Origin of the sequence: Taibaiella chishuiensis, assembly GCF_003014535.1 — a bacterium.
GTDB lineage: Bacteria > Bacteroidota > Bacteroidia > Chitinophagales > Chitinophagaceae > Taibaiella > Taibaiella chishuiensis.
Genome location: NZ_PYGD01000001.1, coordinates 24,457 through 44,617, shown reverse-complemented (window position 1 = coordinate 44,617; position 20,161 = coordinate 24,457). Strand labels below are relative to the sequence as shown.

Below are 20,161 nucleotides of genomic sequence, written 5' to 3'. Positions count from 1 at the left end.
CACCGTATGCAAAAGTGTTTACTTTTTACTGAACAGGTACATCGCGATACATAACAATAAGGTGATAAGCACCATCAGTAAGGGCAGGTAACGCTGGCGCCTGGCTTGCCCGGCCATACGCCGCCTGGCTTTGTCGACAAGCTCCGACAGGTGCGCGCTGCCCGTTGCTACAAGCTGCAGGCGGGTATATACAGGCGCTGCAAAATAAAAAGGAAGGTGCAGGGTAGCATCCAGCATAGCCGGGATAAAATGCCCGAGATAAGATGCATCGGCCTGTTTGCGGATAATGGCTATTTTTTCGTCGGTAAGAAAAAACAGCAGGTACTCGTGCAGCAATTGTTTGTTCATCCGGTGTACATCTACCGAATTGATATGGTTGTTGAGTTTCCGTATTTCCCGCAGCAGGTATTCGGGACTGATTACCACGGTGCGGGCATTGATCTTGCCCGACAACCAGCGTTCTTCATCATAGGCGGCCCGCTTTCCCGGGTCGGAAAGCACACTGTAGGCTTCTTGTATCGTCCGGAAGTTGGCCTCGGCAAAGGGATCGTCGGGGTTCTTGTCGGGATGGTAGGTATGCGCTAACCTCCGGAAGGCCTTTTTGATCTCTTCCGGTTTTGCATCGGGCTGCACTTCAAGATTTTGGTAATAGTCTTTGATAAATACCCCGTTATTATTAAGGAAAACAAAATTTTGTCTTAATGAAAAACTTAAAAATTTCCCTAACGGAAAATTTGTTAAAAGTTGTTTTATTTATAGTCGTTTGTTAATTAGATGCTTAGGTGTATTTGGGGAAATTTTTGGACAATATTTATTAACTAAGTGTTGTATTGCATGGGAAACAAAACTCCGTAAATTTATGCTCAGAAACAAAAACCATAAGCTATGACAGAACCTATTTTTAACCAGATGCTCGTCGAAAACAGTGATTTTCTTCAACCTGTTGCAGTATCCTTGACCCACGATACTGAGGAAGCAAAAGATTTAATTCAGGAGACGCTTTACAGAGCCATGGCAAACCGGGAAAAGTACCAGGAAGGAACCAATATCAAGGCCTGGTTGTACACCATCATGCGCAACATCTTCATTAACAACTACCGCCGTCGTAAAAAATTCTCGAAGGTCACTTCCGATGCCCCACAGGATTACTTTATGTACCAGACCGATAAGGTAGCGCAGAATGATGGCGTCATGAACGCGGGATTGCGGGAAATTAAAGGCGCCATTAACCGGCTGCCCGATATCTTCCGGCTTTCTTTCGAACTGCATTACCTCGGGTATAAATACCAGGAAATTGCAGATACGCTCAAAGAACCCCTGGGTACGATTAAAAGCAGGATACATTTTGCCCGCAAAATGTTGTCCTCCAAACTGACAAGATAATAATGGCCCTGAAGGCCGTTTTACCCAAGAGAAGCCGTCCCCCGAAAAGGACGGCTTCTTTTTTTACAGGTCCCCGGCGCCGGAAGCCATTCCCGGGGATTGCTTACTTTTGGCAAAAGTTAGGAACTATGGGCGCAAAACTCTCTGTAAATATCAATAAGATCGCTACGCTGCGCAACAGCCGCGGTGGCAATAATCCCGACCTGATCAAGGCAGCAATGGATATCGAACGCTTTGGCGCCGAAGGTATTACGGTACATCCACGGCCCGACGAACGCCATATCCGCTATGCCGACGTACGCGAACTGAAAAAAATAGTAAGCACCGAATTCAATATCGAAGGCAACCCGCAGGAGGACAGCTTTGTGCAACTGGTGCTGGAGCAGCAGCCTACACAGGTAACCCTGGTGCCCGACAGCCGCGACCAGCTTACCTCCAACCATGGCTGGGATACCCTGCGCGAAGCGGAGTACCTGAAAAGCATCATTGCGGTGTTTAGGGAAAAAGGCATCCGGGTGTCCATTTTTGTAGACCCGGTAGCCGAACTGGTAAGGGCTGCCAAAGACTGTGGCACCGACCGTATAGAACTGTATACCGAGGCTTATGCCCATAATTACCACAGTAACAAAGAGACGGCGATCAAGGACTATATCACTGCGGCGCAGGCTGCAGCCGAAGTGGGCCTGGGACTTAATGCCGGCCACGACCTCGACCTGCATAACCTGAAATATTTTGCGGAGCATATACCCAACCTGCAGGAAGTGTCTATCGGGCATGCGCTGATCAGCGATGCCCTGTACCTGGGCCTGCAGAATACTGTACAATTGTATAAACGGCAGCTGGCGGTATAAGTGACGCGCCTTTTGAAAATAGAACAGCCCCGGCCTTGATAAGTGTGCCGGGGCTGTTTACGTATAATGCTGCTTCGGGCTTGTCCCGGTTAGCGGGCCAGCTCGGCGAAGGGTATGTTCAACACCGGGTATACCGTATCGGTCTTAAAGGTATAATGCCACCATTCGCTGTCCAGCGCGGTAAACCCATGGCGCGCCATCACGTTTTTGAGCAATGCCCGGTTATCGCGCTGAGCCTGGGGCAAGTCGGTAAAACTATGATGGGCGGTATCCGAAAAATTATCGAAACCCGTACCCATCGGTAACAGTTTACCTGTTTTTAAGTCATACACACTCAGGTCTACGGCCAGGCCCCGGTTATGATAACTGCCTTTTTTAGGGTTGGCGGCATACCGTTCGTCCGGCACGATAGACCATAGAATGCGCGTAACATCATAAGGGCGGTAGGCGTCGAATAGTTGAATACCCAGGCCTTGTTGCCGCAGTTCCTGAACCACGGCCAGCAGCGCTTCGTAAGCGGGTTTGCGCAGGAAGGTATAGGCCAGCCCGCGGGGATACACGGGCTTTTTTACAAAATTGTTGGTGCTGCCGTATACCAGGTCCAGTTGTATGCCCTGTTGGGTTTTATCAATTTTTATCAGCTGGTTATTGCTGTTTTGAGCAACCGATAAGCGGTAGGCAGCCAGATCCTGCGTGGGAGGCTGGGCATAGCTGAGCCGGCACAGGGCCAGCAGGAACATACAAAACAGGTATTTCATAGTTGCTGAAAATATAAAAAAAACTGCACTCTGGTAAAGTGCAGTTCGGAATGATCTGAAAATATGTTTGCGCTCATGAGGCCATGGCTTTATCCGGTACTGTTCCCGGACAGGAAAACAGGTGTCCTTTACAGGATCACGGCCAGGCTTTTGATCACGGCGCCCAGGCGTATAGCGTCGTAGATACGTGCTTCGGAGGCGCCGTGTTGTTTTACCGATGCTTCGTGCGAGGTCACACACAGTTCGCAACCGTTCAGCGCCGATACCACCAGGCTGGTCAGTTCAAACAGTTCCTTGCCCAGTACCGGGTTCATCATAATACTCATGCGCAGCCCGGCCGGCGTATTGTTGTAATACTGGTTTTGCGGCAGGTAGTGGCGGAAGCGGTAGAACACGTTATTGGTATTCATCAGCGCAGTGCAGGCATGTATTTCAGCCAGTTCGGCATCGGTAGCTTCTTCGCCGCGGGCCAGGGTTTCGAAGGCCTGGATCAGGACGGCCGATTTTTCGTTGGCGGCTACGGAGAGCGCCAGCAGGAAGGCTTCTTTTTTATTGATGTTATTGCTTTTCAATACCGCGCCGATATTGAGTTTCAGGTCCTTCAGGAACCGGTTGTCGGCAGCGGCGAGCTTTTCGAGGCCTTCGCTTTTATAATCCGCAGGGATCTTCAGATCTGCGAAAAGATTTTGAATGGTTTCGTTCATTTTATTAACGGGTATTTATAAAAAGGGCTGCCGGATTGCATTTTGGTACAAAAGGCAGCCTTTTTTTATGAAGTAATGGAAGCGGTATGCTTCCCGTTGGCGTCGGCAGATTATGCTTCCTGCATCTGGGCAGTCAGGGTTTCTTCGCCTTTCTTCCAGTTACAAGGGCACAGTTCGTCTGTTTGCAGGGCATCCAGTACGCGCAGTACTTCTTCCACGTTACGGCCTACGCTCAGGTCGTTTACGTTTACCCAGCGGATAATGCCTTGTGGGTCTACGATAAAGGTAGCGCGGTAAGCAATTTTTTCTTCAGCCTGTAAAATGCCCAGTTCTTCAGCGAGTGATTTAGAGGTATCGGCCAGCATCGGGAACTTCAGATCGCGCAGATCGCTGTTCTCCCTGCGCCAGGCCAGGTGTACGAACTCAGAATCGGTAGACGCACCGATCAGTACGGTGTCCCTGTCGGCGAATTCGCCGTATACATTATTGAAAGCCGCGATTTCGGTAGGGCATACGAATGTGAAATCTTTAGGCCACCAGAACATAACCATCCACTGGTTGCTTTCGGTGTGAATGCCATTGGTAATATCTGCAAATTCTTTGCCGGGTGCGTCTGCGCTCAGTGCTGCTGCTACTACTGCTTTTTTCTTAAATTCAGGGAACTTGCTGCCTACTGATGCTGTTTTGTTGCTCATTTGTTGACTTTTTGATTAGAAAAATGAATTTGTTTTTTTTGCAGGGCAAAGGTCGGTTTCATTTTCCGAACAGGCTTATAAATTTGCCTATGAAAAAATAAGAATTTTCAATCGGCTACCGGAAAAGGATGGAGTATTATAAAGTAGCCGCAAATTTAATAGCGGCGGCAAAAGCCGAATCCGTACATTTGTTTCATGTCCCAACGCGTTGTTTTTTTAGGGTCCAAGCCTATAGGCTACCAGTGTTTACAATACCTGATCGCGCAGCAGCAGGCGCTGGATATAGAAGTAGTAGCGGTACGTACCCGTATGCGCAAAGAGTTTGGCGCCGAGGGCAATGATCTTGCAGCCCTGGCAACACAGGCGGGTATACCCTTGCTGGCTTCGCTCGACGATATCCCCGAATGTGATCTCATTTACTCCGTACAGCACCACGAATTGCTGCAGGCCCGGCACATCAGCCGTGCCGGTACAATTGCCGTAAACCTGCACCTGGCGCCGCTGCCCGAATACCGCGGCTGCAACCAGTTTTCCTTTGCCATTATGGATGAGGTACGCGAGTTTGGCGTTACCCTGCACGAGATCGATACCCGTATCGACCACGGCGCTATTCTTTTCGAAAGCCGCTTTTCGGTACCCGAAAGCTGCTGGGTCAACGAATTGTACGAACTTACTTTCGTAGCGGCAACCGAACTGTTCAAGTCGTCGTTGCCCGACCTGATGGCCGGGCGTTACCAAAAAGTACCGCAGGCCGCATTGCTGGAGCAACGCGGTACCAGCCTGCATTTTCGCGACGAGATCGGCGATCTGAAAGCGATCAGCCTGGATGATCCGGAAGCCCTGATCGATAAAAAGATACGGGCCACCTATATGCCGGGCTTCGAACCGCCGTATATTATGGTGAACGGTCAGAAAATGCTATTGGTTAAGCCCTGATCCCCCATTTACTTTGTCTATTCCTGTATTGGGCCTGCCTGTACCATAGCCCGCAGATAATGCGTATTTTTGCGGAAAGTGTACCCGGGTATACTTATAAATCATTTTATATCTATGATTGTTGAACAATTATATACCAACTGCCTGAGCGAAGCCGCTTATTTTATTGCCGATAACGGGGAAGCCGCTGTTGTGGACCCTTTACGTGATACGGATGCCTATATCCAACTGGCGGAAAAACACAATGCAACGATCAAATACATTTTTGAAACGCATTTCCACGCCGACTTCGTGAGCGGCCACCTCGACCTGGCCCGTAAAACCGGGGCTACGATCGTGTATGGTCCGCGTACCCGTGCATCCTTCGATTTTCAACTGGCGCAGGACGGCGAAACGTTTGCTGTAGGTAACCTGGAAATAAAGGTTTTACATACCCCCGGGCATACCCTGGAAAGCACCTGCTACCTGTTGTCCGACGATAAAGGCGCGCCTTATTGCATCTTTACCGGCGATACCCTGTTTGTAGGCGATGTGGGCCGTCCCGACCTGTTCAGCGGTAATATGACCAAAGAAGAACTGGCGGCGATGATGTACGATTCGCTGAATACCAAAATCAAGACCTTACCCGATCATCTTATCGTATACCCGGCACATGGACCGGGCTCGGCCTGTGGCAAGAACCTGGGCAAAGAAACCTTCAGCACCATCGGTACCCAAAAGGAAACCAATTATGCACTGCAGGACCAGAGCAAAGAAGAATTTATAAAAGCCGTTACCGAAGGCCTGAATACACCGCCGGCCTATTTCCCCATTAATGCCAAGCTGAATGCAAGCGGTTACAGCGACCTGGACGAAGTGCTGCAACGCGCATTGCGGCCTTTAAGCCCCGATGCTTTTGAGCAGGAAGCGAAAGCAGGCGCGCTCATCCTTGATACCCGGGCCTCTACGGTATTTACCGAAGGCTTTGTACCGGCTTCTGTAAGTATTGGCCTCGATGGCCGTTTTGCCGAATGGGCGGGTAGTATCCTGCCTTTCAATCAACCCATACTGCTGGTTACCGAACCGGGTAAGGAAGAAGAAACCGTAGTGCGCCTGTCCCGGGTAGGATTGGATAAGGTAACCGGTTATCTCGAAGGCGGCTTCGAAGCCTGGCAGGCTGCGGGCAAGCCTATCGACCTCATTATCGATGTAGAGCCCGAAGAGCTGGCGATGGACATTCCTTTCGACCTGAAACTACAGGTGATCGACGTGCGTAAACCTGCCGAGTTTGAAGCCGGGCATGTAAAGGGCGCCGACAATATTCCGCTCAATATCCTGTCCGATCCTTTGCATATGGCACAGATCGACGAAGAGGCCAACCTGTATGTACACTGTGCCGGCGGCTACCGCAGCGTGATCGCCTGTTCGCTGATGAAGCGCGAAGGCTTTCATAACCTGAGAAATGTACTGGGTGGTTATGGTAAAATGAAGGACATCAAAGAGATGCCGATCGTAGTACCGGCAGCCCAGAAGATATAACCCGCGTACCTGGTACGTAAAAGCCTGCCGCAAAAAAATGTGGCAGGCTTTTTTATGAGGTATACCGGGAAGGGCTCAGCGTATGATCCGTACGGTAAGGATAAGCAGGCTGCCGATAATGGCGGGTATCACCAGGTTGAGGAACCAGATCATATAACTGCCTGCCAGGATGGCCATGCTGTTGGCGCTGATGCCGGTATCGGTAAAGAGCAGGCCCGCTATAAAACCACGAACACCCAGGTCGGCCACGAAAATGGAAGGGATCACGGTGATCATCCAGAACATAAGCCCCGATACCAGGAAGCCCGTATGCCAGGGTATACCGGCGCCCAGCACATTGGCCAGTACCAGGAACTGCAGGTTATATACACAGAAGCGGATCAGCGAGATCCACAGCAGTTGGAGCAGGTCGCCGCGCGAATACCGCTTCAGGATACGGATCGAGATAATGACCTTGCGCAGCCAGGCTCTTTTTTCAGACCAGCGGGCAATAAGGTCGATACGCAGGTAAAGGAATACCAGCAATGCCGCCGCCAGCAGGGCCGCCACCAGTACGATGCCCTGCCAGGGGCCCGGGTGGAACAGGTTGAAATAAATAAGCCCGGCAATGCCAAAGGCAAAGGTGACCAGGGTTTGAGCCAGGTTGCCCACCAGGGTGGCAATGGCGGCACGCAGTTTGTTTTTATCGTCGAGGTAGAGGATACGGCCGGCAAAGTCGCCGATCTTATTGGGGGTAACCAGCGAAAAGGCAATGCCGGTAAGGGTTGAGGCGAATGCCCTGCGAAAGGGCAGGGGTTCTATTTTGCGCAACAGCTGTTGCCACTTCTTCGCTTCCAGCATCCAGTTAAGGGGCGCCAGCAACAGCACGATCCCGAGCAGTACCTTGTTGCCGGCATGCCAGTGGGCTTTAAAGTCGGCCCATTGGTCGGCGAAAGAGCCTTTAGCGGTTATTTGCCGGTAAATGAGCCACAGGAGTACAGCCAGCAACAGCGGGGCAAGTATATAATTGAGAATTATTTTTTTGGTAGTTTTGTTCACTAAAGCAAATATTGAGTCTGGAGTTTATGCATGCCGGCTCCTGCTGCTGCTCATTTTTAAAATTTCATTCCATTGCACACCATCCTCGGTATAGATCCCGGTACGCTTTTAATGGGTTACGGCATTATTTCGATTGACAAAAGTAAGGTATCCCTTGTCGAAATGGGCGTATTGCACCTGTCGAAATACAAAGATCATTCCGAGCGGCTGCATTATATTTTTGAACGGGTAAGTGCACTGGTGCAGATCCACCGCCCGGCCATCGTTGCGCTCGAAGCGCCGTTCTTTGGAAAGAACGTACAGAGTATGCTCAAGCTGGGCAGGGCGCAGGGCGTAGCCATGGCGGCCGCTATGGCGCATGGCAGCGGCACGATAGAATATGCGCCCCGTAAAATAAAACAGATCGTAACGGGCAATGGTAATGCCTCCAAGGAGCAGGTATGGAAAATGTTGCAGCACCAGTTACAGTTTAAGGAAGATACCGAATTCCTGGATGCTTCCGATGCCGTAGCCGCCGCGTATTGTCATCACCTCGAGAGCCGTACAGGCAGCGTTGTGGCGCCTAGGAAAACGGCAGGCCGCAAAAAAGCGGGGGGAGGCTGGGCCGATTTTATCGCCGCCAACCCCGGTAAAGTAAAACAGTAAACCTATTGATTAAAACACCATACCCCTTTATCATGGAAGACAACCTTCAACCCCGGGATCCGCAAAAACAGGAAGACCTTATTTCCGATTATGTAAACGAAGTGCGGCAAATGGACCTCGATTATGCGCGGGTCAGTATCCGTAAAGCGCGTAATGCCCTCTTCTTCGCTGCTGCATTGCTCTTTGCATCGGAGCTGCTCTCTGCCTACCAGCAGGGTTACGGCTTTACCGGTTATGTATTATTGATTGCGCTGGTAGAAAGCGGCGTATTTGTTGCCCTTGCCTTGTGGACGCGTAAAAAGCCCTACTCTGCTATAATCGGCGGCATTATCGCCTTTATCGGGGTGCTGGTGCTGGCTATAGCCGTTAATGCATATACCGATGGACTGAGCGGCCTGGTAAAGGCCCTGTTCGGTGGCGTCCTCGTTAAAGTGATTATCCTGGTGCTGCTGTTCCGTGCCCTGGGCGATGCGCGTACCGTACAACAACAGCAAAACGAGCCCCGGGATTATTAGACCTCTGTTACCCGGATTATTTTTTCGCTTTTCGGACTTCCCGGCAAGATAAACTTCCTTGCTACCAAATTAATTCCGATTTTTGCTCCCTGTAAAAATTATGGCAAAAGATTATAAAAGAATATTGGTGACGGCGGCATTACCTTATGCCAACGGACCTGTACATATAGGGCACCTGGCTGGTTGCTACCTGCCCTCGGATATCTATGTCCGCTACCAGCGGGCACAACAACGCGATGTCAAATTTATCTGCGGCAGCGACGAACATGGCGTGCCCATTACGATACGCGCTATGGAGGAGGGTATTACCCCCCAGGACGTGGTGGATAAATACAACGCGATCATTAAGGAGAGCTTTGCGCAAATGGGTATCTCGTTCGATATCTATTCCCGTACCTCCAGCGAAGTGCACCGGCAGACATCCCAGGCGTTTTTCAAAAAGATGTACGACGACGGCCTGTTCGAAGAACGGGAAAGCGAACAGTACTACGACGAAGAAAAGAAAATGTTCCTCGCCGACCGTTATATCGTTGGCACCTGCCCGGTATGCGGTAATGAAAATGCCTATGGCGACCAGTGCGAAAAATGTGGTTCCACACTTTCGCCCGAACAGCTGATCAGCCCGAGAAGCGCGTTGAGCAATGCGCCGCTGGTAAAGCGCATGACCAAACACTGGTATTTCCCGCTGAATAATTATGAAGGTTTCCTGAAGGAGTGGATCGTAGAGGGTAAAAAAGACGAATGGAAACCGAATGTATACGGACAGTGTAAAAGCTGGCTGGACAGCGGGCTGCAGCCCCGTGCCATGACCCGCGACAGCAACTGGGGCGTGCCCGTGCCGATCGAAGGCGCCGATGGTAAGGTATTGTATGTATGGTTCGATGCGCCGATCGGTTATATCAGCGCTACCAAGGAGCTGATGCCCCAGGGCTGGGATACGTATTGGAAGCAGGACGATACCAAGCTGGTGCACTTTATCGGCAAGGACAATATCGTATTCCACTGCATTATTTTCCCGGCCATGCTTAAGGCCCACGGCGGCTTTGTATTGCCCGACAATGTGCCGGCCAACGAGTTTCTGAATATCGAAGGCCGTAAAGTATCTACCTCCAAGAACTGGGCGGTATGGATCAACGAATATGTAACCGACTTCCCGAATATGGAAGATACCCTGCGTTACGTGCTTTGCGCCAATGCCCCCGAAACCAAGGATAATGATTTTACCTGGAAAGATTTCCAGGACCGGCACAACAGCGAACTGGTAGCCAAGTTTGGCAACTTTGTAAACCGTGCTATGGTGCTGATGCACAAATTCTGCGGTGGCCGGGTGCCCAGGTTCCACGACGATGTGAAGGAAGAGCGGGACCTGGAGCTGATCCGTGAAATACTGAATACCAAGAAAAAAATCGAGAGTTCGCTGGAAAACTACCGTTTCCGCGATGCCCTGTTCGAAGTGATCGAACTGGCCAGCAAGGGTAATAAATACCTGCAGGATGTAGCGCCCTGGAACCTGGGCAAAACGCCCGAGTTGCTGGCCGAAAACCAGAAACTGATCGATAACTGCCTGCATATATGCCTGCAGCTTACTGCCAACCTGGCCATCTTCTGCAATCCCTTCCTGCCGTTCACGGCACGTAAGATCTGCCATCAGCTTACAGTGGTGGAGAAGATGCTGGACTGGGAAAACGGCGGCCGCATGGACCTGCTGAAAACCGGGTATCCCCTGCGTGCGCCGGAGCTGCTGTTCCGCAAGGTAGAGGACGAAGAGGTGGAAGCGCAGCGCGCAAAGCTGGAAGAGCGTGCCCGCCTGGTGCAGGCCGCGCAGGATGCCAAGGCCGCGGCAATGGCGCCGAAAGCCGAAGCCGTTGCAACGCCGGAAGCCGAGGCCAAACCGCTGATCGGCTTCGAGGACTTCGCCAAAATAGAACTGCGTGCCGGTACCATCCTGTCGGCCGAAAAAGTGGCCAAAGCCGATAAACTGCTGAAACTCGAAGTAGACCTGGGTACCGAAAAACGGACCATCGTTTCCGGTATTGCCCTGCATTACAGTCCTGAAGAGATTGTAGGCAAACAGGTATCCGTAGTGGTTAACCTGGCGCCCCGTAAAATGAGGGGAATCGAAAGCGCCGGTATGATCCTGATGGCAGAAGACGCTACGGGCAAACTGGTATTTGTGTCGCCGGAGCAGGCTATCGCAGCAGGCAGCGAGATCCGTTAAACTTTGTTTTTAATCCAATAACCAAAACCTAGAAACCAACACCCATTAAAGCGCCCTATCGGTATGAAGAAAAAAACACTCTGGTGGCTTATCGGTATCCTGATTGCTGTTGTCCTGCTGTTGCTGATCTTAAAAAGCAAAGGCGTGATTGGTGGCACTGAAGGCATGAAAGTAGCGGTAGAAGCCTCTTCCGAACGTACCATTATTGAAACGGTGAGTGCCAGCGGTAAGATCTACCCGGAAACAGAAGTGAAGATCAAACCCGACGTGAGCGGGGAGATCGTGGAATTGCCGATCATGGAAGGCGATTCGGTAGCGAAAGGACAACTGCTGATCAAGATCAATCCTGTAATCTATAACTCGGCGGTAACCCAGGCCCAGGCCTCAATGTTCCAGAGCAAGGCCGGCGTAAGCAATACCAAGGAACTGGTTGTACAGGCCAAAGTACAGATGCAGCGCACTAAAGCCAACTTTGACCGGAATAAGACCCTGTTCGAACAAAAGGTGATCAGCCGGATGGAATACGAACAGATGGAAGCCGACTACCTGAGTGCCAAAGCCAACTACGAGGCCATTGTGGCCAATGTATCGGGTGGTAACTACGGTGTGGCGGGTGCAGAGGCCAACCTCTCGCAGGCTATGGAAAACCTGCGCCGTACCACTATTACAGCGCCTACCTCCGGTATCATATCGCAGCTGATGGTGAAAAAAGGCGAACGCGTGGTGGGTACAGCCCAGATGGACGGTACCCAGATTATGACCATTGCCAACCTGGGCCGTATGGAAGTACGGGTAGACGTGAGCGAAACAGATATTACCAAAGTAACCATAGGCGATACCAGCCTGATCGAAGTAGATGCTTATCGCGGCCGCAAATTTAAAGGCGTGGTATCCAAGATATCGGTATCCAGCGTACAGCTCAATACCTCAACCACCACGGCAGCGGCCTCTTCCGGCTCCGACCAGGTTACGAACTATACCGTACATATCCTGATCCTGCCCGAGTCTTATGCCGGGCTGCGTACCGAACTGGGTAAAGGCAATTTTCCTTTCAAACCCGGTATGAGCGCCGGTGTGGAGATCCAGACGCGTAAAGAAGGCGGCATCCTGTCGGTGCCGATCAATGCGGTAACTACCCGCGACTATGCCGATTCGGTAAAGAAAAAGAATGCCGCCAAAGATCCTGAATTCGTTAACGATAACATACGCCAGGTCGTATTTGTCTACGATCCGAAAACGAAGGAAGTGAGCCTGCGCGATGTGAAGACCGGTATCCAGAACAACGAATACATACAGGTTACCGAAGGGCTGAAGAAGGGAGAGCAGGTAGTGATCGCACCTTATGGCACCGTAGCCAGGCTGCTGAAGGATAAGTCGAAAGTGACCGTAGTGCCCAAAGACAAACTATACGAGGTTAAGGAAGGGGAGCAATAGTATACATAGTGCGCTGGCCGATAGCCGGATGAATATCGGCCACTGAAAATAAATGATCATTACTTTATTGTCTGATTTTGGGTTTAAGGATAACTTTCTGGCTGTGGCGAAAGCAATTTTGCTGGAGCAGTTGCCAGATGCCCGCATGATCGATATTAACCACGAGGTAGAGCCTTTCCACTTGCTGCAGTGCAGCTACCAGTGGGTAAGCGCTTACGGGAGTTTCCCGCCGCGGACCATACATCTTTCCCTGTTTGATATTATGCAACAACGGCCGGCCACCCTTTTGGTGGCCGCTGTCGGCAACCAGTATTTTATCAGCGCCGATAACGGGCTGTTGCCGCTTTCTTTTAAGGACCAGGAAATGCAGGTAAAGACCATGGGCCATACGGCCTCCTCCTACGGGGAGTGGATCGCCATGGCGGCCGGTGTGATCCGGCAGCTGCAGCAGTCCGACTTCGACCTGTCGGGCTTCCCGGATGCCAGTCCGAAAGTGTTTCCCCTGCAGTTGCAGCCCGTAGTAAAGGAGCATTATGTAGAATGCCAGGTTATCCATATCGACCGCTACGAAAACGTGGTGCTGAATATTACCCGTTCCGAATTTGACCTGCTGCGCAAAGGGCGCAAATTCCGCATCTCTTTTATGCGTAATGAAAGTGTGACCAAAATAAGCCATCACTATGCCGATGTGGCCCAGGGCGAAAAGCTCTGTCTCTTTAACAGCGCGGGTTTCCTCGAGATCGCCATTAACCGCGGCAATGCGGCCTCGTTGCTGGGCTTCCGCCTGCACGACGATACCCAGCTTATTTACCAGCATATAAAGATTGAATTCCTATGATTGTACGTGTAGTAAAAATGGTGTTCCGCCCGGAATGCGTGACCGATTTTACCGCTTTGTTTGAAGAGCGCAAAGCCCTTATCCGCAATTTCGAAGGCTGCCGGCACCTGCAACTCTGGCGCCAGGAAGGCACACAGAACGTTTTTTTTACGTACAGCCACTGGGATTCCGAATCGGCGCTGGACCATTACCGCTTCTCTGCTTTTTTTAAAGATACCTGGGGTAAAACGAAGGCCTTATTCCTCGAAAAGGCCGAAGCCTGGAGTGTGATCCAGGAGCATATCCTGGACTAAGGCGTGCCATTGCCTTTTTTCTTTCTCTTTAGAATTTTACGGGTTACCAACCAAGTGCCATCTTTTTCCTGTCTTGTACCTTTGTAAAAAGGTACAAATGATGATTTTCGTGTACCAGCCGGAAGCTAAAAGCTGTAGTTTGTATGTATATAAATGAATTAGATGCTATTTTCCTGCTAAAAAATTATTATTTTTACTTTCACATTTTACAATAATTAACCAAACCGCAAGTGTAGCATGATGAAGCAAGTTGTATTTTCTTCATTCCTGGTTTTGATGCTCGGGCAGGCCGCGCAGGCCCAGCAGAATACGGCAGATCCTGTCTTTCTGGCCAAAACCAAAGTAATGGTCAAAGAGATTTTTAAAGATTGTCCTACTTATTATGGCGATGAATACGTAGCGCAGTATGCTGTGACCCTGTCCCGGTTTACGATCGGCACCCAGCCGGTAATGCCTGCCGAAAACTTTCCTTTATTATCCTCGGTGCCACTGGTAGGTAATAAATGCAATCCTGCACTGAGCCGCGACCAGACTTTCGATCCAGTTACTTTCAATCCCCTGAAATACTTCTTTGATTACAGAAGTACCGGTGTAAAAAAATATAGGGTAGACAATACCAATTACATCATTTCGATAGCGCCGCAACCCTAATCCTGTATCTAACCAATAGAAATACTGAATGAAAAATAATTTACTATTCTATGCCGGAAGACTGAGCGGCGCTTTGCTGCTCTGTTTGTTCCTGTTCCTGAGCACGGGACAGGGGCATGCCCAGATTGCTTCTCCCTGTGATGCCAATCCTTTCTGCAGCGACAGCAGTTATAACTTTCCCAATACGATTTCGGGTAATATTCCTAATACCGTAGATTCCGGTTGCCTGGGTTCGGCCCCGGCCCCGATCTGGTACTGGATGCAGATCGGTACCGCGGGTACCATGCAGCTTACCCTGTCTCAAACCAATGCAGCAGGTACGGGTATCGATATCGATTTTGCCATGTACGGTCCCTTTACCAGCCTGGCTACCGGCTGTGCCGCCATTCTTGCGGGCGCCGCGCCGATACAGTGTAGTTACAACGGCAGCTTTACCGAAACCCTGGGGCTGGGTATGCCCGGCGGCTGGGGTACAGGCGCATCTACACCTCCCGCAGCTGTAGTAGGCCAGGTGTATATCGTATTGATGACCAACTACTACGCTTCTGTAAACCCTGCCAATGCCTTGGGTTCCATCAGTTTCAGCCAGACCGCCGGAACCGGCTCTGCTGACTGTGCCATCGTATGTGGTCTGTCGGCTACCAACAACGGTCCTTTCTGCCTGGGCCACAATGTAAACCTGAGCGGACAGAATACCGATACCACGCAAACATTTACCTATTACTGGACCGGCCCCGGTGGTTTTGCTGTAACCGGCAAAAACGTGGTGGCCAACCCCGCACAGGCAGGTTCATTTACCTATAACCTGACCGCCGTTTCCCAACAGGGCGATACCTGCCGGGCTACAACCGAGGTTATTATCCACCCACTGCCCAATGTAACCCTGGTCGATCCTAACGATAAAGTACTGTGTAATGTGCCCAGCACTACATTTGCGTTGGCTAACGCTTCGACTTCCGATACCTTCCAGTGGTATTTCAACAATGTACCTATTGCCGGTGCAACCGGTACTTCGATTACGGCCACCGAGACCGGTACCTATACGGTGGTGGGCCGCAGCGAATTCGGATGCCAGGATTCGTCGACCGTACACCTTACCATCAACCATACCGATGTAGACTTCGACTATAAGTTTACCCCGGCCTGCGACCAGGATACGGTGCGTCTTACCAATCATAGCGAAGCAGGCTCCTATCTCTGGAAATTCGGCGATGGATTGACCGATACGGTTACCAACCCGATGCATATTTACCAGAACCAGGATGTATACCCGATCACCCTCGTGGTGCAGGATCTTGACGGTTGCGTGGATTCGCTTACCAAATTTGTAAACGTGAACCACCCGCTGATCGCCAGCTTTACCATGAGCGCCGACTCGCTGTGCCAGACGGATGCTACGCCGGTACAGTTTACCAATACCTCGACCGGGTTTTATGCCGGTTCGCATTGGGACTTTGGCGATGGCGCCACCTCTACGCTGCAGAATCCGACGCACGTTTATAGCCTGTCGGGTACGCACCAGGTGCGCCTCGTGATCAACGATACCATTATCTGCTACGATACAGCCTATAAAAATATCTATATCGACTCGCTGCCGTTTATCCATATGGTAACCGATAAACATGCCATCTGCGTAGGCGAAGAGGTAAATTACCAACTCGACTACCTGCACCCGGCGGTAAGTGTAAACTGGGACTTTGGCGACGGCGTGCACTGGCTGCAGGAAAACGCAACCAAACACAGCTACGATAGGACAGGTACTTTCTGGACTACGGCCACGGTAAGTTACCCGGTATGTGAAGCCGTTATGATCCGCGACTCTGTAGTGGTGAATGGCTTCCCGACAGTATACCTGGGCCCCGATAGCGTACTTTGCCTCGATGGTCCGTCGATAACCCTTGCAGACCTGGGCAATGCCGGCAACCCGGCTACAACCTGGCGTTGGAGCACCGGTGCGACTACCTCGTCGATCCAGGTTACCCATCCCGGTATCTACTCGGTAACCGCTACTGTTAACGATTGTTCTACTACCGACCAGGTAGTGGTGAATAAAGATTGTTATACCGATATCCCGAATGCCTTTACACCGAATGGCGATGGTAATAATGATTACTTCTACCCGAGACAACTCCTGTCGAAAGGTGTGACCGCCTTCTCGATGACCGTGGTGAACAGGTGGGGACAAAAGGTATTCGAAACACAGAATACCGACGGCCGCGGCTGGGATGGTAAGTTCAATGAAAAAGAGCAACCCATGGGCGTTTATATTTACCAGATCCATGTGGTGCTGAAAAACGGAAGAACCGAAGATTATACCGGAAACGTAACCCTGGTGCGTTAAGCACAAGGCCTTGCCCGGCGAAAAGCCCGTAACCTTTTTGGTTACGGGCTTTTTTTATTTACCCAACCTTTTGTTCCGCTTAAAAGTCTATTAACAGAACCCAGCTACACCACAATCTCGATCAAATGAAAAGAAATATCCTCATCGCCCTGTTTTTGTGCGGCTCACTTGCGGCATCAGCTCAGAGCAACAACAGTCCGGATCCCCGTATCACCGCGGTATACGGAACTTTTGCCAGTAAACTGAGCACCGAACAACTGGCCTGGCTGCAGGTAAAACTGCAACGGTCCCAGGTGGTATTAGAGCCCTATGCCCAGGGCGAGACCTATCCAAGGCTTTCCAGTCTCAAGGTGGTAGATAAATACATTCCCGGTTTACAAGCCGACAATTTTGCGCAACCGCAGCAGGTTAATCCCCTGAAATATGTCATCTCCTTCCAGGAACAAAAGGATCTCAGGTACAGGATAGATGGCACAGACTACGTGTTGCTGATCAGGAAGAAAAACTAAGCCTGGTCTGCGTTTTAGTCGTATTCATTTTTGTATAACCCGGAATCCCCTAATATATGATCAACAAAATACATCCTGCCCTTTTACGGGCTTTTTATACTGCACTGGCCATGCTGCTCTTTGCCACGGGCAGTTACGCACAACCCTGCCAGACCATCCTGGCGCATGTTACCAGCACTTCGCCGGCTATGAACCCCATAGACAGTACCGTTAAAATATGCCAGGGTACTACCGTTACCTTTAACGGGGCAGCTACCTTCAGCACCTCCGGTGCCGGTGCTACTTACGAATGGCGCTTTAGCGACGGTACGGTTGTTGCCGGTACCACGGCTTCCAAAAATTTCCCGGTCGAAGGCGTTTACGTGGTTGACTTCGTAGCCCGCGATGCCGCCGGTTGCGTCAACAAGAACTGCGACAGCCGTATGGTCATCCAGGTGTCAACCACCCCTTTGTTTTCCAACATCGTAAAACCCGATACGGTATGCCTGTATAAGTTGTCGCCGATACAGGGTGTGGTAACGCCCAGGCCGGGCGAATACGATTGTGCCCCGCCTATTTCGGATACGACTTACCTGCCCGATGGCACCGGGGTATCTTATTTTACCACGATCGATGTAACCTGTTTTACACCTTGTGATACCGTTGCCTCCGCTGCCGATATCGAAAGTATCTGTATGAACATCGAACACTCTTTCGTAGGCGACCTTATCGTGTCGATACAATGTCCCAACGGGCAGACTACCTTGTTGTTCGATGGCAATCCCGGTGGCGGCGCCTATCTCGGTACGCCCAACGACGTAGACGGTGTGATTAACCCTTTTAACGGTCCTGCCGATAATGAACCCGGTATAGGCGCTACCTACTGCTTCTCCAGTACGGCAGCGCTGGGTACGCTGGTGGCCATGCCGCTTAATACCTCCGTTGTTACCAATACTTCGTCCTTCGGTCTTACCACTACGGGCCCTTCGATCAATGCCGGTACTTACCTGCCGCAGGGTGGTTACAACGCCCTTATCGGTTGCCCGCTCAACGGTCCCTGGACCATTAATATTACCGATGACCAAGGGGCGGATAACGGTTTTATTTTTAACTGGGATATCAATTTCAACCAGGGCCTGGGTAACTACGCCTTTACGCCGGGTTACCCGCAGCAGCACTGGGCGGCTAATCCCGAAATCGCAGCTACCTCCAACGGCGGAAAAGATATCATGATCAAACCCGTAGGCAGCGAAGGCATGCACTGTTATACCTTTAAAGTAGTCGACAGCTTTGGTTGTCCTTATGATACTACGGTTTGCGTATATGCTATAGATCCGGGTAACCCCGGTAAAGATACCCTGGTAAAACTTTGCCTGAACCAGGACCCCGTTAACGCATTCGACTACCTGGGCGGTAACCCCGAGCTGGGTGGCACCTGGAGCGGTACAGGCGTATCGGCCAACGGCATATTTAACCCTGCTGTCAACGGCGTGGGCGACCACCAGGTCATGTATACCAAGCGTAAATGGAATTGCGATACCACGGCTACCATTACTTTCAGAGTAGTTAACGATGTGGTGATGGACTTTACCTACGACCTGGCCCCGGCCTGTGAACAGGATACGGTGCACTTTAAAAACCTGAGCGAACCGGGTAAGTACTGGTGGAACTTTGCTGATGGCACCCTGCCGGAAGATACGACCATCAACCCGACCCATATTTACCAAAACCAGGATGAATACGCGGTACGGCTGATCGTGAAAAACCTGGATGGCTGTATCGACTCGATGACCAAGGTGGTGAGCACCCTGCACCCGCTGATTGCCAACTTTACGATGAGCGTGGATTCGTTGTGCCAGACCGATGTAACACCGGTACAGTTTACCGATGCTTCAACCGGTTTTCGCAATGGATGGCACTGGGATTTCGGCGACGGTGCAACCTCTGCTTTACAGAATCCTTCGCATAGGTACACGCTCGCAGGCACGCACCAGGTGCGGCTTGTAATCAACGATTCGATCGTATGTTATGATACCGCCTACAAAAACATCTATGTCGATTCGCTGCCCTTTATCCACCTGGTTACAGACAAGCATGCGATATGCGAAGGCGATGCCGTAAACTATAAACTGGATTACCTGCACCCTGCGGTTAGCGTCAACTGGGACTTTGGCGATGGCGTACATTGGAAGCAGGAAGAAGGTACGACCCATAGTTATGATAAGTCGGGTACCTACTGGGTTACCGCTACGGCAAGCTACCCGGTGTGTGAGGCTGCCGTAATCCGCGACTCGGTGGTGGTTAACGGTTATCCCGTAGTTTACCTGGGCCCCGATAGCGTGCTTTGTCTCGACGGGCCGTCTATAACCCTGGCCGACCGGAACAATAACGGCAACCCGGCTGTTACCTGGCTGTGGAATACCGGCGCCAAAACGTCTTCGATCAATGTGGTACATCCCGGTACCTATTCCGTAACCGCTACCGCATTCGACTGTGCCACTACCGAAGAAGTTGTGGTCAACAAAGATTGTTATACCGATATTCCGAATGCCTTTACGCCCGATGGCGATGGCAAGAACGATTACTTCTATCCAAGACAGTTATTGGCAAAAGGTGTGAACGCCTTTACCATGAGCATCTTTAACCGCTGGGGACAAAAAGTATTTGAAACCGGCAGTACCGACGGCCGTGGCTGGGATGGCAAGTTCAACCAGCAGGAGCAACCCATGGGCGTGTACATCTACCAGATCCATGTCGTGATGAAGAATGGCCGCACAGAAGATTACACCGGCAATGTGACCCTGATCCGGTAAAAGATTCGGGCAAACCAATAAACCGCAAAAGAGGGTTCCGCA

19 protein-coding genes are annotated in these 20,161 nt (G+C 51.0%); 14 read left to right on the top strand and 5 right to left on the bottom strand.

What is annotated here, in order from left to right; genetic code table 11:
- Positions 1–18: 18 nt before the first annotated feature.
- Positions 19–660: a DnaJ domain-containing protein gene (locus B0I18_RS00190; RefSeq protein WP_106520635.1), complete on the bottom strand. Its 642-nt coding sequence runs from the start codon at positions 658–660 to the stop codon at positions 19–21.
- Positions 661–885: 225 nt separating this feature from the next.
- On the opposite strand from B0I18_RS00190, the gene B0I18_RS00185 reads away from it, so the two are divergent.
- The gene (locus B0I18_RS00185) at positions 886–1,383 is read left to right on the top strand and encodes an RNA polymerase sigma factor (protein ID WP_106520634.1); all 498 of its coding nucleotides are present in this window, start codon (positions 886–888) and stop codon (positions 1,381–1,383) included.
- Positions 1,384–1,511: 128 nt separating this feature from the next.
- Positions 1,512–2,234 carry a pyridoxine 5'-phosphate synthase gene (locus B0I18_RS00180; protein ID WP_106520633.1) on the top strand — a complete coding sequence of 241 codons (723 nt, stop codon included), beginning with the start codon at positions 1,512–1,514 and terminating at the stop codon, positions 2,232–2,234.
- 89 nt (positions 2,235–2,323) lie between these two features.
- Here the strand turns inward: B0I18_RS00180 and B0I18_RS00175 are convergent, their stop codons facing one another.
- The 3 genes from B0I18_RS00175 to B0I18_RS00165 all read right to left on the bottom strand — a co-directional run bounded on the left by B0I18_RS00175 (position 2,324) and on the right by B0I18_RS00165 (position 4,391).
- A complete protein-coding gene (locus tag B0I18_RS00175; protein ID WP_106520632.1) occupies positions 2,324–2,992 on the bottom strand; it encodes a M15 family metallopeptidase in 669 nt (222 codons plus the stop codon).
- A gap of 128 nt (positions 2,993–3,120) precedes the next feature.
- Positions 3,121–3,696, bottom strand: a complete 576-nt coding sequence (locus tag B0I18_RS00170; protein ID WP_106520631.1) for a carboxymuconolactone decarboxylase family protein — start codon at positions 3,694–3,696, stop codon at positions 3,121–3,123.
- A 110-nt stretch (positions 3,697–3,806) separates the two neighbouring features.
- On the bottom strand, positions 3,807–4,391 hold the full coding sequence (locus B0I18_RS00165; RefSeq protein WP_106520630.1) for a peroxiredoxin: 585 nt from the start codon (positions 4,389–4,391) through the stop codon (positions 3,807–3,809).
- Positions 4,392–4,586: 195 nt separating this feature from the next.
- On the opposite strand from B0I18_RS00165, the gene B0I18_RS00160 reads away from it, so the two are divergent.
- Both B0I18_RS00160 and B0I18_RS00155 read left to right on the top strand, forming a co-directional pair.
- The gene (locus tag B0I18_RS00160; protein ID WP_106520629.1) at positions 4,587–5,327 is read left to right on the top strand and encodes a formyltransferase family protein; all 741 of its coding nucleotides are present in this window, start codon (positions 4,587–4,589) and stop codon (positions 5,325–5,327) included.
- 114 nt (positions 5,328–5,441) lie between these two features.
- On the top strand, positions 5,442–6,845 hold the full coding sequence (locus tag B0I18_RS00155; RefSeq protein WP_106520628.1) for an MBL fold metallo-hydrolase: 1,404 nt from the start codon (positions 5,442–5,444) through the stop codon (positions 6,843–6,845).
- Positions 6,846–6,920: 75 nt separating this feature from the next.
- On the opposite strand, the gene B0I18_RS00150 is transcribed toward B0I18_RS00155, so the two are convergent.
- Positions 6,921–7,883, bottom strand: a complete 963-nt coding sequence (locus B0I18_RS00150) for a lysylphosphatidylglycerol synthase domain-containing protein (RefSeq protein ID WP_181358266.1) — start codon at positions 7,881–7,883, stop codon at positions 6,921–6,923.
- Positions 7,884–7,955: 72 nt separating this feature from the next.
- Here B0I18_RS00150 and ruvC point away from each other — a divergent pair, with 72 nt between their 5' ends.
- The 10 genes from ruvC to B0I18_RS00100 all read left to right on the top strand — a co-directional run bounded on the left by ruvC (position 7,956) and on the right by B0I18_RS00100 (position 20,119).
- The gene (gene ruvC / locus B0I18_RS00145; protein ID WP_245882019.1) at positions 7,956–8,528 is read left to right on the top strand and encodes a crossover junction endodeoxyribonuclease RuvC; all 573 of its coding nucleotides are present in this window, start codon (positions 7,956–7,958) and stop codon (positions 8,526–8,528) included.
- A 32-nt stretch (positions 8,529–8,560) separates the two neighbouring features.
- Positions 8,561–9,043 carry a hypothetical protein gene (locus B0I18_RS00140; RefSeq protein ID WP_106520626.1) on the top strand — a complete coding sequence of 161 codons (483 nt, stop codon included), beginning with the start codon at positions 8,561–8,563 and terminating at the stop codon, positions 9,041–9,043.
- A 100-nt stretch (positions 9,044–9,143) separates the two neighbouring features.
- The gene (gene metG, locus B0I18_RS00135; RefSeq protein WP_106520625.1) at positions 9,144–11,261 is read left to right on the top strand and encodes a methionine--tRNA ligase; all 2,118 of its coding nucleotides are present in this window, start codon (positions 9,144–9,146) and stop codon (positions 11,259–11,261) included.
- Between the two features lie 63 nt (positions 11,262–11,324).
- On the top strand, positions 11,325–12,695 hold the full coding sequence (locus tag B0I18_RS00130; RefSeq protein WP_106520624.1) for an efflux RND transporter periplasmic adaptor subunit: 1,371 nt from the start codon (positions 11,325–11,327) through the stop codon (positions 12,693–12,695).
- 52 nt (positions 12,696–12,747) lie between these two features.
- A complete protein-coding gene (locus B0I18_RS00125) occupies positions 12,748–13,533 on the top strand; it encodes an SAM hydrolase/SAM-dependent halogenase family protein (protein ID WP_106520623.1) in 786 nt (261 codons plus the stop codon).
- Positions 13,530–13,826, top strand: coding sequence for a putative quinol monooxygenase (locus B0I18_RS00120; RefSeq protein ID WP_106520622.1), 297 nt, complete (start codon positions 13,530–13,532; stop codon positions 13,824–13,826). Before B0I18_RS00125 ends, B0I18_RS00120 begins: the two co-directional genes overlap by 4 nt.
- Before the next feature lie 237 nt (positions 13,827–14,063).
- Positions 14,064–14,477, top strand: a complete 414-nt coding sequence (locus B0I18_RS00115) for a hypothetical protein (RefSeq protein ID WP_146146616.1) — start codon at positions 14,064–14,066, stop codon at positions 14,475–14,477.
- 28 nt (positions 14,478–14,505) lie between these two features.
- Positions 14,506–16,818, top strand: a complete 2,313-nt coding sequence (locus B0I18_RS00110; RefSeq protein WP_106520620.1) for a PKD domain-containing protein — start codon at positions 14,506–14,508, stop codon at positions 16,816–16,818.
- A gap of 125 nt (positions 16,819–16,943) precedes the next feature.
- Positions 16,944–17,327: a hypothetical protein gene (locus B0I18_RS00105; RefSeq protein WP_106520619.1), complete on the top strand. Its 384-nt coding sequence runs from the start codon at positions 16,944–16,946 to the stop codon at positions 17,325–17,327.
- Between the two features lie 56 nt (positions 17,328–17,383).
- Positions 17,384–20,119, top strand: coding sequence for a PKD domain-containing protein (locus tag B0I18_RS00100; protein ID WP_106520618.1), 2,736 nt, complete (start codon positions 17,384–17,386; stop codon positions 20,117–20,119).
- Positions 20,120–20,161: the final 42 nt, after the last annotated feature.

Coding starts and splice junctions, on each gene's coding strand:
- B0I18_RS00170 (WP_106520631.1), bottom strand. CDS start 3,696: ATGAACGAAACCATTCAAAATCTTTTCGCAGATCTGAAGATCCCTGCG.
- B0I18_RS00165 (WP_106520630.1), bottom strand. CDS start 4,391: ATGAGCAACAAAACAGCATCAGTAGGCAGCAAGTTCCCTGAATTTAAG.
- B0I18_RS00120 (WP_106520622.1), top strand. CDS start 13,530: ATGATTGTACGTGTAGTAAAAATGGTGTTCCGCCCGGAATGCGTGACC.
- B0I18_RS00180 (WP_106520633.1), top strand. CDS start 1,512: ATGGGCGCAAAACTCTCTGTAAATATCAATAAGATCGCTACGCTGCGC.
- B0I18_RS00105 (WP_106520619.1), top strand. CDS start 16,944: ATGAAAAGAAATATCCTCATCGCCCTGTTTTTGTGCGGCTCACTTGCG.
- B0I18_RS00110 (WP_106520620.1), top strand. CDS start 14,506: ATGAAAAATAATTTACTATTCTATGCCGGAAGACTGAGCGGCGCTTTG.
- B0I18_RS00115 (WP_146146616.1), top strand. CDS start 14,064: ATGATGAAGCAAGTTGTATTTTCTTCATTCCTGGTTTTGATGCTCGGG.
- B0I18_RS00175 (WP_106520632.1), bottom strand. CDS start 2,992: ATGAAATACCTGTTTTGTATGTTCCTGCTGGCCCTGTGCCGGCTCAGC.
- B0I18_RS00155 (WP_106520628.1), top strand. CDS start 5,442: ATGATTGTTGAACAATTATATACCAACTGCCTGAGCGAAGCCGCTTAT.
- B0I18_RS00130 (WP_106520624.1), top strand. CDS start 11,325: ATGAAGAAAAAAACACTCTGGTGGCTTATCGGTATCCTGATTGCTGTT.
- B0I18_RS00185 (WP_106520634.1), top strand. CDS start 886: ATGACAGAACCTATTTTTAACCAGATGCTCGTCGAAAACAGTGATTTT.
- metG (WP_106520625.1), top strand. CDS start 9,144: ATGGCAAAAGATTATAAAAGAATATTGGTGACGGCGGCATTACCTTAT.
- B0I18_RS00160 (WP_106520629.1), top strand. CDS start 4,587: ATGTCCCAACGCGTTGTTTTTTTAGGGTCCAAGCCTATAGGCTACCAG.
- B0I18_RS00125 (WP_106520623.1), top strand. CDS start 12,748: ATGATCATTACTTTATTGTCTGATTTTGGGTTTAAGGATAACTTTCTG.
- B0I18_RS00140 (WP_106520626.1), top strand. CDS start 8,561: ATGGAAGACAACCTTCAACCCCGGGATCCGCAAAAACAGGAAGACCTT.
- B0I18_RS00100 (WP_106520618.1), top strand. CDS start 17,384: ATGATCAACAAAATACATCCTGCCCTTTTACGGGCTTTTTATACTGCA.